This window comes from Desulfovibrio intestinalis (assembly GCF_014202345.1).
Taxonomy (GTDB): Bacteria; Desulfobacterota; Desulfovibrionia; order Desulfovibrionales; family Desulfovibrionaceae; genus Desulfovibrio; species Desulfovibrio intestinalis.
Genome location: NZ_JACHGO010000002.1, coordinates 541,099 through 554,335 on the forward strand (window position 1 = coordinate 541,099; position 13,237 = coordinate 554,335).

A 13,237-nucleotide genomic window follows, 5' to 3' on the forward strand; every position below is an offset into this window, starting at 1 on the left:
TTCCCTGGAAGAGCAGCCGTCGGAGGGTCGGCCGCTCTTCCAGGAGTATTTGGAGCCGGCTGATACCGGCTTTGCACTGTAACTAGCTGTCTGGAGAGTGATGATGGGAACCGTCCAAGCCTTTGGTATTGGCTATTCAATGACAATGCTTGCCATTGCCATTGCCATAGTCATCGTGCTGTGTATTTGCTTCAAAATTCACGCGTTTGTTTCACTTACAACTGCAAGCCTGTTCCTGGCGCTGACGCACAATATGGAACTGGCCAAAATTGTCGTGGCCTTTGAAGGCGGCCTTGGCAAAACTCTGGGCTTCCTCGCGCCAATTCTTGCGCTTGGCGCAATATTGGGAAAGCTCATGGAAGTTTCTGGCGCGGCTGAAAGGTTGGCCCGAACGCTTATTCGCATTCTGGGGCAGTCCAGAGCGCACTGGGCCATGATGATCGTTGGCTATGTGTGCGGTATCCCTGTATTTCTTCAGGTAGGCATCATCTTGCTGACGCCTCTTATGTTCTCCATCGTCAAGGAATCCAAGTTGCCTCTCATTCAGGTGGGTATGGCGCTTGTGGTGGCCCTGACCACTGTTCACTGCATCGTGCCGCCCCATCCTGCGGCTATGGCCGTCACCGACCTGCTCAAGGCCGATGTGGGCAAGGTTATTTTCTTTGGTCTGATCGTGGGCCTGCCCGCCGCCTGCATTGCAGGCCCCATCTATGGCAAGTTTATTGCCAAGCGTCTGCCCCCCGTTCCCCTGACTGGCGCCTATGCGGACACTGAACCCCGCAAGGAATCGGAGCTGCCCCCCTTCGGCAGAACGCTGTTTGTCATTTTGTTGCCCCTGCTGCTCATGATCGCCAAGACAGTTGTGGAACTGAACATTGACAAGCATAATCCGCCTGCCTATATGACCTATGTAAACTTCATCGGCACGCCGATGATCGCCCTGTTCATTTCGGCAGTGGTGGCCTACTTTGTGCTGGGCCTTGGCCGTGGCTTCAACTGGGACCAGCTTGGACGATTCAGTGAAGCCGGTATGGCTCCTCTGGCTTCCATCATGCTTGTTATCGGCGCGGCTGGCGCTCTTAACCAGATTATCACGGACAGCGGCGTGGGCCTCGTGCTCAAGCAGGTGCTGACCAGCATTCAGATCAGCCCCCTGATCCTGGCCTGGGTTATCGCCATTACTTTGCGCTTTGCCCTGGGCAGCGCCACTGTGGCAATGATGACTGCGGCGGGGCTTATTCTGCCAGTGCTTGGCGCTAACCCCCAGATTGATCCGGCTCTTATGGCCATCGTTATCGGCGCTGGAGCCATCGGCGCTTCACAGGTGACGGACTCCGGCTTCTGGTTCGTCAAGGAATCACTTGGCATTCCTATGGGTTCGATGTACGCAACCTATACTGCGGGTACGACCATCGCGGCTGTTCTTGGCCTCGGCGGCACACTCTTGCTGCAGATGTTCCTCTAAGCCTTTCTCAAGTATTTTGGGCCGGGGGGCTTGTCTTCCCGGCCCAGAGCCGATACCCCAACTTTACACCATCCTGTCATATAGTATCTTGGCCAGAATGCCAGTGTCATCCAAAAGGAGCATTTCATGAAAATTGTCATTGCGCCGGACTCGTACAAGGAATGTCTGTCGGCCTTACAGGTAGCCACGTTCATTGAGTTGGGCTTTCGAGAAGTGTTTCCTGATGCTGTCTACGTCAAGGTTCCCGTAGCTGACGGAGGCGAGGGAACAGTTGAGGCGATGGTAGAAGCTACTGGTGGTCAGCGCATATCCGTAACTGTCAAAGGCCCCCTGGGTGAACCAGTGGAAGCTTTTTACGGCCTTACGGGTGACGGCAGTACGGCTGTGATCGAAATGGCCACTGCCAGCGGCTTGGGGCTTGTGCCGCCTGAAAAGCGCAATCCTCTGCGCACCACAAGCTACGGCACTGGTCAATTGATTCGTTCTGCTCTTGATGCCGGAGCCCGTAAATTCATCCTCGGCATTGGCGGAAGCGCCACCAACGAAGGCGGAGCAGGCATGCTTCAGGCCCTTGGCGTGCGACTGCTTGATGCTGACGGTCAGGAAATCGAACCCACCGGACTTGGGCTTGGCAAGCTGGCCAGCATTGACATGTCTACCTTTGACGCTCGCTTGAAAGAGTGCGTCATTGACGTTGCCTGCGATGTGGACAACCCCCTGTGCGGCCCGCGTGGCGCATCGGCCATTTTTGGCCCTCAGAAAGGGGCTACCCCTGAATTGGTGCAGCAGCTTGACGGCTACCTTAAAAATTTTGCCGAGATTACGCTTCGTGATCTTGGCGTGGATATGTCCGAAATACCGGGTGCTGGCGCAGCTGGCGGTATGGGTGGGGGCATGTATGCCTTCCTGGGAGGGCGACTGCGCCCTGGAAGCGAAATCGTCACTGAGGCCGTGGGGCTGGACGCCGTGGTCAAAGACGCTGACCTTGTGATTACCGGAGAAGGCCGCATTGACGGCCAAACTGCCTTTGGCAAAGCTCCTGTAGGTGTCGCCCGCGTAGCGAAACTTTACGGCAAGCCTGTTATCGGCATAGGCGGTTCACTGCGTCACGACGCCGATGTTGTGCATAATCACGGCATTGACGCTGTATTCAGCATCCTTTCTAGCCCCTGCACAATCGCAGAAGCTCTGGAAGCGGGGGAAAGCAACCTTCGCACGGCGGCCCGCAATATTGCCGCAAGCATCGCCATTGGGAGCAAGCTCGGCTCCGTGGCGGCCACGGGAAAATAAATGATTGCAGCTTATCTGGAGAGCTGGCGTAACCAGCCCCGTTTTAATGTGCTTTTCCTTTGCGCGATGGTTCTGGCCTGGTGCATCTACGCATTGATCTGGCTGACGGGCATCGCATGGGGATCGCAGGAGGCCAATATTCTGGTTTTTGTTGTTGCCGCCATCTGCTTTATTTTCATTTTTGTTTTGCCGAAATATTCGTTCCGCGTTGTGGCCGTGCACTATTTCATTATGGTTGCGACCCTTGTTCCTTCACTTGCCAATGGGCAGGAGCTTATGCGCCAAAGCGGCTATTTCAGCTGACGCAACATACAGAAATACCATAAAAAAGCGGGGCAGATGCTCCGCTTTTTTTATGCTTGCAGCAATTATTTGGAAGTATTGTACAGGCGGTTGGATACGCAAACAAGTATAATAATTGTTATCGCCATTCATGCCTATTATGGTATATTGGGCTTAGGCAATCAGAAAATTGCCGGTTTAAATGTATATATTTCAAGCCATGAGAGCAGGTTATGAATGAAGTGAGCGCTTCCGCGCATTCTGATACGGATATTCCTGTGGTGGAGCGCGCTTCCGCTACTGAAGAACTTTTACCGCCTTTGACACGCAGCTCCCTGAGTTTTCTCTGTGATAGCGGGGGCATTTCGCCCACAGCATGGTCCAAGGCGCTTGATTTTTGCGGGTTCAGACCAGACGGTAGTGCATGGCTGGCTTATTGGCGTCAGGTCTCCATACTTGGCGGCGTGCTTTTTTTCCTGGCAGGCCTCATCTGTTTCATTGCCTGGAACTGGGGCGATATGCGTCCTTTCCAGCGCATGGGTCTTGTAGGTCTGGTTGTTGCGGGTGGAGGTATCGGGGCCGTCATTCGGGGGCTGGATACTCGTCTTGGGCAGGCCTTGCTGCTGACCTGCGGGGTTGCAATGGGGCCGATGCTGGCCGTGTTCGGTCAGACCTATCAGACAGGAGCAGAGCTTTGGGAACTGTTCAGGGTATGGACAGTCTTGCTGGTTTTGCTCGCCATTGCAGGAAAACAGGCCGGATTATGGTTTGCTTCCTGGCTTTCAGGCAATGTTTTTGTAGCTCTTTGGCTTGGGCGCAGTCTTTCGTCGCCCTTTGATGCTTTTAGCCAATTTTTTGTCCTTCCTGAATGGCTGCTTGTCATCGCCTGCGCCGTTGCACTTTGGGAATGGGCCGCGCGCAGGGCAGGACAAAAGGAATCCCGCGCATGGTTGCGGTCGCGCTGGCTGCCCAGACTTCTCTTTTTTGATCTGATTGTCAGAACTACCTCCTATCTGATTATCACTATCTTTGATGCATATTATGTGGCGGATGGTTTGGTATTATGGCTGCCCCATCAATTTGTTGTCCTTTTTGCGGTGATCATCGCGTGCCTTTCATGCTGGTGGTATAGAAAAAAAGAACCTGATCTTTTTATGCTTGCATCATTGCTTGGAGCGGGCACAGTTATTTTGATCGCTGTGCTGGCCAAGAGCGAGCTGTTTTTTGATGCCGGCGTGGTTACTGCTTTTTTGCTGTGGGGCCTTCTTATTGCCGGCATCACTGCGGGATTGGCAAAAATTCTGCTGCATTTGCAACGGAGCATGGCTGTCGAGCAAAAGAGCGAAGCCGCAACAGGTTTTTCAAATTCTTCTGGCTTTACTGTTTTTGGCCGTGCCCGGCCTGATGTTTCGTGGCAGGCATTATGGAAAAATCTGCAAGCCCACGGCGCGGTTCAGGCGGAGGATTCCTTGCCAAGGCTGGAAGAACCCATATCCCCGTGGTATATACGCCTGCTGTTATCATTGGGGGGCTGGCTGACGGCGCTTCTATTTGTCTGTTTTTTGGGCTTTTTGCTGTTTGCCACACTGGGAATCGATTCATATGAATGGTTGAGCATTCTTGTTGTCTCAGTGCCAATACTGTTTGTGGGCCGTATGCTGGTAGCCGGGAATCAAATATTTTCGCGGCATTTTGGCTTCGCCTTGTCCATCACAGGTTCTGTTGGAATTGCCATTTCCCTCTTTTTGACATTCGACAAACCTATGCTGGCCTGCTTTGCGTTGGCTGTTCTGCTCGTTGGCATCAGCATTTTCATGCGTGCCGCCGCCTATACTTTTTTGGCAGCTGCATCCATTTGCGGTTGTGTGGCAATTGGAATTTCATTCCTGCTCTATGAGGGATTGGGAGATGGGCTTTCTGCTCATCTGGTAAGTATTGCCGTCAACCTTTCCACGCTATGGTGGATACTGGTAGGCTTGGGGTTGGCGTACTTCTGCATGCGCGAAGGAAAATGGCGTGGCAGCTCACGAGGACCCATCGCTGACGCGTGGTTTTTTGGGGCTTATGCGGGGATGCTGCTATTCCAGATAGCCGCTCTTGGCCTGCCCTATGGCCTTAATCATTTTTTGAGCATTCCGGTTATAGGTGCGGCGGGTATTGGCCTGGGGGCTGCTGTAGGAACAGCGTGCGTAGCTTTTTTTCTGACCCGGAAGCGAAGTTGGCAAGTACGGGCGGCAGTCATGATTGGCATGGTTATATTTATTGTTCTTTCACGGTACCAGCCAGGAGCGACTTTAGCTGTTTTTGGTCTTGTTCTGGCAAGACAGTTGGGCAACGCTGTCATGCAGGGCTTTGTATTGGCGTACCTGCTGGCCTACATGATTTTCTACTACTACAACCTTGCAGTGCCGTTTTCGATGAAATCCGCCTACCTGACGATAACTGGCGTGCTGCTGTTATTGCTTGCCCTGATTTTGCAAATCTGGAAGACGAAAATGTCGAAGCAGGAGGCAAGTCATGCGTAAGTTCTACATACTGGCGGTTCTGCTACTCTTTTTTGCTGGCTATGCCTTTTCTGTGCAAAAGATGGAAACGGTGCTTGCCAACGGCAAGACCATATTGTTGCCACTAGCCCCCGTGGACCCACGGGCGTTGCTTATGGGTGATTATATGGATCTCAGGTATATTGTTAATGCCGACATTCGCGCAGCTCTGTCCAAGGCAAGAGCCGCGCGTGACAACAGCAATGTATCGCAGACAAAAAGCAGGGTCGAGGATACGGCTGTAGAAGGCTTTGCCGTATTGCGTATTGTTAATGAGCCTGTGCCACTGGCGGCGTCCTTTATTCGACTGGATGACGGCAAGCCATTGCTGCCCGGCGAGTTTCTTCTTGCTTACAAAGAACGTGGACATGCCGTTACCACCGTTGCCACAGCCTTCTACTTTCAAGAAGGTACGGCTCGACAGTATGAAAAGGCCCGGTTTGGTCAGTTCAAGGTTGCTGATAATGGAAAAACTGTTCTTGTAGGGCTTTGCGATAAGCAGGGAAAATTGATTGAAGCTGAGGCAAAAGCCGATTCGCAAGGTGACAAATAGCCACGCAAGCTCGCTCAACACCCAGTATGGGCAGAGTTTGTACTCCTTTTGTTGAACCTGTCCCCACTATACAATTATACATGGCTAAACCGTGTCGTCGAGAACGCTTTTTCATTTGCTTACGCGTGGAATTTCTCCTTTTATTGCTGCCCAGTCCCATCTGGATACACTGCCTGCATAACGCGCTCGTTTTCCGTGATACAACTGAAATTTATCTCGTGAAGGCACTGTCCAATATCACGTTGGTTTTTAGTCTATTACTGCTCATTTGCCCCGATAAAAGATCCTCGGGGCATCGAATGCCTGCATGGCGGCAGGATTTATTGGAGTATGATAGTCACGCTTTGTCAGCGATCACATAACGCGGTCATTTTTATTTTAGCCAGGTGCAAACAAGTGCCTTTCTTTAATGAAATGACCGCTGTCTTGTTCTCACGGTGAAATATGTCAGATTGAAATGATATTTGATTTTCCGCCTGATAGTTTAGATGAACAGTGGGTCGTGTGTTTATATGTTTGTGTATGATCGATATTCTGTATTTTTGTTTAAAATTATCCTGTATAGAAATAAAGAATGTTCATATTTTAAATGTTATACTTGAATGTATTGGTCATATTTGGCTGTTTTATCAATAATATCTGTGTATAGATAAGATTGATTTTTTCAAGATCATTTGTTTGTATTATACTATATAAACAATTGAGGAGCATTTTGTTTGTTGCTGCCAGCTTGTCATAAGTGAAGTTGGCTTTTGGGGGCTGTATCCAACGAACTGTTATGATGCCCGCGCTCTTTCAGGTTTTTTCCTCAGAGAAGCGGGGTGCGGATACGTTTTTGACGTTCTTGTGCTGGCTGTTTTTTCAGGGCTTGCCTTTAACTACTCTGGGCTGAATGCCATTTGAAACTGGACCTGTGCGTTTCAGTTTCTGTGAGTTTTGAAAATCAGTTGGATTGATAAATAGCAAACAAGGAGCGCTCCAATGCAAGATAATGACGACAATAAAAGAACATGTCCCGCCGGGTTGGGCCAAAAGATTAAGGATTTCGCTTTTTCTACGTACAACCCAAGCTCGGACAGCTTCGAGGAACACAGTTTTTTTGAGTACAGCCTTTCCGGAAAATGGCTTGTTATTTACTTTTACCCGGCAGACTTCACTTTTGTCTGCCCAACAGAGCTTGCCGATATTGGCGGATACTACAAGCAGCTGAGAAATATGGGTGTTGAGGTTATTTCTATTTCAACAGACTCAAAGTTTTCTCATCTGGCGTGGTGCAAAGCCGAAAAACTGCTTCGGGATGTCAATTTCCTTATGGCGTCTGACACAACTGGGGAGATAGCAGATTTTTTTGGAGTGTACGACAAAGAAGCGGGAACAGCCCTGCGAGGCACGTTCATCATAAATCCTGAATCCATCCTGGTTGGAACAGAGGTCAACTATTACAATGTCGGGCGAAACGCAGCGGAACTGGTGAGAAAAATGCAGGCTTATGTGTATGTTGATAAACATCCGCATCAGGCATGCCCCGCAGCCTGGGAAGATGGTGACGGAGTCCTTACGCCTTCAGAAGATCTGGTTGGGCGAGTTGCAGATTTTTGGGTGAACAGGCGGAGCTGATATCTTTGGGATGGGTTTCCGCCACATGAAATGGGGATGGTTTTTATGACTACTGAAAGAAAGTATACGTTTTCCTGGAGCACCATTGGCGACCAGTTGGCTATAGCGCGCCCAAGCCTTGGCGCAACCACGCGCGTTGAGGTTTACAGACTGCTGCAATATACGCTGCGCGATATTCTGGAAGAAGATTATGGACATCAAAAGACAGATGAGATCTTTCGCAGGGCTGGCGCAGTTGCCGGAAGAGAGTTTTTCAATAAATTTTGTACGGATGTAGAAGATATTCCCGGTTTAGTGATGGTTATTGAAAACAAGTTCAGGGATCTGGGAATGGGCCTTTTTAGGGTTGAATCAATCAATCTTGAAGACTTGTGTTTTACACTGAATGTCGAAGAAGATCTTGATTGTTCCGGCCTGCCTGACACCAATGAACAAATCTGTGTTTATGACGAAGGGTTTATTCAGGGAATTCTGGAATCTTTCACGGGCAAAAAATTTGAAGTGCGTGAAATTGACTGCTGGTGCACAGGCGCCCGCACCTGCCGGTTCAGTGCCAATGCCGTCGGTTAGAGATGAACTGAATCTGATGAGGATTACTCTTCTATGAACGGCAATAATCGCACAGAAATAGCTCACATGGTTCTTGGCCACGCAGAGCAATTGCTGGAGACAGCAAAGCCTCCACAGATTCCTGAAGAATTTGCAGAAGACGAAAAATTTGTCCAGTTTCATGAAAAAATGATGAATTTGCGTGAGGTTATGGCGTCGTTCGCTCGTGGAGATCTCTCGCAACAGATAGCCTTGCGCGGCGTTGTAGCCGGATTCTGCAAGGCCTTGCAGGCCAACTTGCGCCATATGGCCTGGAAGGTGCAGCAGGTTGAAAGGGGTGACTACGCACAACGTATGGATTTTATGGGAGATTTTTCATCTTCCTTCAATAAGATGGTTGTGCAGTTGGAAACGACTATTCAGGCATTGCAGCAAAAAGAAGAGGCTTTAACTAATCTTGCCGTATCTCTTCAAGAAGAAGTGAAGCGCCGTAGCGAAACTTTGCAAAAGCTTAAAAAAAGCGAAGCTGAGTTTAAGTACCTTGCGCAACATGACCCTCTTACAGGTGTCTTCAATCGCCGTTCGTTCTTCTCTATGGCTAAGGAAAAACTGGAAAATTCTTTTTCCTTACGCAAAGGCTGTTGCTTTTGCTTGCTGGATATTGATTACTTTAAAGTTTTTAATGACACATACGGTCATGTTGAAGGCGACAGCGCCCTGAAATTTGTTGCGGAACAAGCTCAACTCAGCCTGAGAAAGTCAGATATTATGGGGCGATACGGTGGGGAAGAGTTTATTTTTCTTTTCTGTAATGCCGACTTGTCACAGGGCTATGTAGCTGCTGAAAGGATCAGAGCTGCGATTGAGAACTCACCACTGAAGTTGGAAGACGGAAGAGAAGTTACCTTGCATGCCAGCCTTGGAGTAGCAGTTTTGCTAGATTCATGGGCAGACATGTATAGTTGCAGTGAGTTGCAGGACCATGCCATAAAACTTGCTGATGCTGCATTGTATGCGGCAAAAGCAGAAGGAAGAAATAAAGTCTGTGTGGCTCCTCTAAAAAATATTTGTGATAATTAAAATTATGATGCATGGCACAGGATATAAAAAATATTACACAAAATGATTTAAACTGGATGTAGCAGATTTTTTGATGCCTGAAGTTTTAGCTGTTTTATGTTGATAGTGATGCAAAAGTCCGGCTACACCTGGCAATGTATAAACGTGCAGTGAATCCACAAAGGTTTTTTTACGTCTGAAAAATTTTACAAATGTTTTTTGGATGGTCTTTGTCTCGCCAATATATCCTCTCTTGATTTTCACCTCCTGATTTAAACGTTCTTACTTTCCGGTTGTGTAGGTAGCTTTTAAGGTTACCTGCGCGATCAGCTGTGGCTATTTACTCCTGCCCCTTGTATAGATTTTTCGGTTCACATTTATCTGGAGGCGGGGCCTGCTGTCTGTCAGGCGATCTCAGCCTGGCCGGATTATGTTTGGCGTGACCCACTCTGTAGGCTGTTTGCCAGCTTGAACCAGAGCTCGCATCCATATTTATGCCAGCATCAATATGAATGCATGATAATCTCGGTCAATAAACTGCATCATGGCATTAGTTCATACGATTTTGCGGTGGTTTGAAAATTAGGGGATATGCCATCCTGATATTTTCTTTGCCGCCTTCTGATCTGGAGGGCAATATGCTGGATAACTATACGTCATCACTCACGTCTGCACATAAAAAATTTCTTGAAAAACTGTTTCCGGGTGGGGTAGCTTTTGACCCTGAAGTGCTGCGTGTTTATGCTTCTGATGCCAGTTTGAAGGTCGGTACGGTGCTAGCCGTGGTTCGTCCTGAAAACAGCGATCAGGTTTGCGAATTTATGCGGTGGGCTGAAACTGAAAATATTGCTGTTCACACACGCGGACGGGGAACAAGTTTGTCAGGCGGATGTGTGCCCACTATTCCAGGCATAGTCATTTCCATGCTTGGTATGGATAAGATTCTGAATATTTCCAGGGATGACTTTGTGGCCGAGGTTGAGCCTGGCGTCAGCACGGCCCAGCTTCAGGAGGAATGCGAAAAACTGGGAATGCTGTATCCGCCCGATCCTGCCAGCGCCAAAGCCACCAGTGTGGGCGGCAATGTGGCTACCTGTGCAGGCGGCCTGCGTGCCGTTAAATACGGTGTTACTAGAGATTACGTAATTGGTGTTGAAGCCGTGCTCCCAGGCGGCAAATTGCTCCGCTTTGGGGGCCGTACGCACAAGGATGTTATTGGCCTTGATATTGGCCGCCTGTTTGTTGGCAGTGAAGGAACGCTGGGCGTAATCACCAAGCTTACCCTGAAGCTCATTCCCAAGCCCGAAGCTTCTGCCTCTGTGCTGGTAGGGTATGCCTCGCTCGATGCTGCCCTTGCCTCAATGGGCAAGGTTTTTGCCGCAGGTATTTTGCCCTGCGCCGTTGAATTCATGAATGAGACCGTATTGGAAATTTTAACAAAAACTAGCGAAGTACCCTGGCCAGATACGGTCAAATCGCTCCTGCTTTTTCAGGTAGACGGCAGCAACGATACTGTTCCATTTGAAAATGCCCGCCTTTCTCATCAGCTTCATGATGCTCTGTGGCGTATGGAAGGCGTGGGCAAGGATGAAGAGGACAAAATTTGGGCGTACCGTCGCAGAGTCTCGGCGGCTTCTTATGTTTTGGGGCCAGACCGTATCGGCGGTGACATGGCCGTTCCCCGTGGTTCTATTCTCAGTGCAGTGCGCCGTTTTGAAAAGATCGCCGCATCCAACGGCAAACGGCTTGTTGCCTTTGGTCATGCGGGTGATGGCAATATTCACGCAAATCTTCACTATGATGCCTCTGATCCTGACGATGCCCGGCGTACTGAAAAAACGCATCATGAACTGGATGCGGCCGCTCTGGAATTTGGCGGTAGTCTTTCAGGCGAGCACGGGGCAGGATACCTCAAAGACGTAAGCAAGCAGCTCGGTAAGGATGAACACGCCCTGATGCGCGGCATTCGGCGTGTTTTTGACCCCAAGGGAATACTCAACCCCGGCAAAGGGTATTAAGATGAAAAGAGGCTGCACGCAGTGTGGCGAGTGTCTGAACGTTTGCCCGGTGTATGAAATTTTCAAGCGTGAGGAATATGCGCCAAAGGCCAAGCGTCTGCTCATGGAGCCACTTGACGACACTTACGGCAGCGGAGCAGAGGATACCCTTTCCTGGGCCGCAGTGCGTGAGCTTGCGCGCATGTGCGCCGGATGTGGCCGCTGCCAGCGAACCTGTGCACGCAAGCTTTCCACCGCGGATCTTCTAGCGGATGCCCGCGCGAAAAATCCCCATTGGACGCAGGCGCTATGGGAAGTATGGATACGCAGGGCTGGCCCTCTTTGGCCCATGGCCGGAAAGCTCGCCATGCTCACGCCAGAGGCCATAGTGCCTGACAATCTGCGTTCTCTGCTGGAAACTGCCCGTGCCTTGGTGGATATGCCGCCGTGTGCTCCCTGGATGTTGCTTCAACCACGCGAAAGTGTTCAGGGCAAACGTGTTGTTCTGTTCAGTGGGTGTACAGCAAAGAACGCGCGGCCACGCTGGGTGCAAAAAGCGGAAAATCTGCTACAGGCTTGGGGTTATGATGTTCTTGATCCGGCGGGGTTCACCTGTTGCGGAGGAACTCTGCACCATGCCGGGCAGTACAAGGCGCAAGAAAGCGCGCGCAATCAGAATCTGGAAGTATGGCGCTCGCTGGGCAAACCATTGGTGACCACATTCTGTGCTTCCTGCAAACACAGTCTTGAGCAATACGCTGCCTTGTTGGCTGAAGATGAAGGCAAGGAGTGGAAAGATAAGTGCCAGGCACTGTCTGCCTTGCTGGAAAACCCGCATATACAGACCACCGGGCAGGCCCCTTCTGTCATAGCGTACCACCAACCCTGTCACTGGAATACTGTGGACCCGGATATGCCCCTGCTCAAGCGTGGTCTGCCCGGTTTGAAAAAAGGCACAGGGCTATGCTGCGGCATGGGGGGCATCCTTAAAATGAGTAATCCCGGCTTGTCGATGAAGATAGCTCAAAAATCTATTGAAGGTTTTGCTTCAGAAGCCCGGCATGTCGTTACCGGATGTAGCGGTTGCGTCATGCAGCTTGCTTCTGCCGTTCCCAAGGGCATTGAAGTACGTCACTGGCTGGATATAGTGGACATAGAAGCTGTGGAGATCCATAAAAATTTGGCCAACTAAGGGGCTGTTTCTCAATAAACGATTTTGTACCAAGCGATGGAAAAGGCTTTTTGCGAAAGAAGTGTATTGCCAGGGTACATGACTGGAGTAAAAAATGGCCTTTCAACGCCGCCAGCTGGACAAAAGAATGATTTACAAAAACTCTCTGGCGTTGCCCTGCAAAGCGGGCCAATCCACCAAAAACAACAAAGTTTATGGCTGTTGTAGCCTGTGTACGACACGCATGTGGCGAGATTAATAGATAAACGGCAGGCTACTGGTATAACTACACCAGTAACCTGCCGGTTTTATTTTGTGGGTTTTATAGCTTGATAAGAGCAGTGTATGCGCTACTGTTCAGGCAACTTCCCGCAGCATGGCTGCCAGCAGTGACGCGTACCAGCCAGCCTTGCCCATAAGGATCGCTGTTAAGCAGTTCAGGGGTGTCGGCAAGATCTGCGTTGGTTTCTGCAATTGTGCCAGCAATGGGCATGATGGCATCGCTGGTCACTTTTACAGACTCAATAGATGCGCAGGATTGCCCCTGTTCAAAGCTGGCTGCCATTTGCGGCAGATCCACAAATATTACGCTGCCAAGCTGATCCTGGGCATAGTCTGTAATGCCAATAAGCCAAGACCCATCTGGCTGTTCTTGTGCCCAAAGGTGATCTGAATGATACAGCCTGTCGTCTGGAAAGTGCATATTGCTCT

General features: G+C 50.0%; 11 protein-coding genes. 10 read left to right on the forward strand and 1 reads right to left on the reverse strand.

What is annotated here, in order from left to right:
• Positions 1-100 precede the first annotated feature (100 nt).
• From HNQ38_RS05065 to HNQ38_RS05110, 10 genes are all read left to right on the forward strand, one after another.
• Positions 101-1,465: a GntT/GntP/DsdX family permease gene (locus HNQ38_RS05065; RefSeq protein ID WP_221277806.1), complete on the forward strand. Its 1,365-nt coding sequence runs from the start codon at positions 101-103 to the stop codon at positions 1,463-1,465.
• A gap of 126 nt (positions 1,466-1,591) precedes the next feature.
• Positions 1,592-2,755: a glycerate kinase gene (locus tag HNQ38_RS05070; protein WP_183718315.1), complete on the forward strand. Its 1,164-nt coding sequence runs from the start codon at positions 1,592-1,594 to the stop codon at positions 2,753-2,755.
• Entirely contained in the window at positions 2,756-3,058 is a 303-nt protein-coding gene (locus tag HNQ38_RS05075) for a hypothetical protein (protein ID WP_183718316.1), read from the forward strand. It begins immediately after the preceding gene.
• 212 nt (positions 3,059-3,270) lie between these two features.
• Complete coding sequence (locus HNQ38_RS05080; protein ID WP_183718317.1) at positions 3,271-5,562, forward strand: DUF4401 domain-containing protein; 2,292 nt, start codon at positions 3,271-3,273, stop codon at positions 5,560-5,562.
• A complete protein-coding gene (locus HNQ38_RS05085) occupies positions 5,555-6,133 on the forward strand; it encodes a GDYXXLXY domain-containing protein (RefSeq protein ID WP_183718318.1) in 579 nt (192 codons plus the stop codon). Before HNQ38_RS05080 ends, HNQ38_RS05085 begins: the two co-directional genes overlap by 8 nt.
• 981 nt (positions 6,134-7,114) lie before the next feature.
• Entirely contained in the window at positions 7,115-7,750 is a 636-nt protein-coding gene (locus HNQ38_RS05090; RefSeq protein ID WP_183718319.1) for a peroxiredoxin, read from the forward strand.
• Positions 7,751-7,795: 45 nt separating this feature from the next.
• Complete coding sequence (locus tag HNQ38_RS05095; protein ID WP_183718320.1) at positions 7,796-8,320, forward strand: V4R domain-containing protein; 525 nt, start codon at positions 7,796-7,798, stop codon at positions 8,318-8,320.
• Between the two features lie 33 nt (positions 8,321-8,353).
• Entirely contained in the window at positions 8,354-9,379 is a 1,026-nt protein-coding gene (locus HNQ38_RS05100) for a GGDEF domain-containing protein (RefSeq protein WP_183718321.1), read from the forward strand.
• Positions 9,380-9,996: 617 nt separating this feature from the next.
• Positions 9,997-11,376 (forward strand): FAD-binding oxidoreductase, encoded by a 1,380-nt coding sequence (locus HNQ38_RS05105; RefSeq protein ID WP_183718322.1) that lies wholly within the window; start codon positions 9,997-9,999, stop codon positions 11,374-11,376.
• A 1-nt stretch (position 11,377) separates the two neighbouring features.
• Entirely contained in the window at positions 11,378-12,547 is a 1,170-nt protein-coding gene (locus tag HNQ38_RS05110) for a (Fe-S)-binding protein (protein WP_183718323.1), read from the forward strand.
• 301 nt (positions 12,548-12,848) lie between these two features.
• Here the strand turns inward: HNQ38_RS05110 and gcvH are convergent, their stop codons facing one another.
• Entirely contained in the window at positions 12,849-13,229 is a 381-nt protein-coding gene (gene gcvH / locus HNQ38_RS05115; protein ID WP_183718324.1) for a glycine cleavage system protein GcvH, read from the reverse strand.
• Positions 13,230-13,237: the final 8 nt, after the last annotated feature.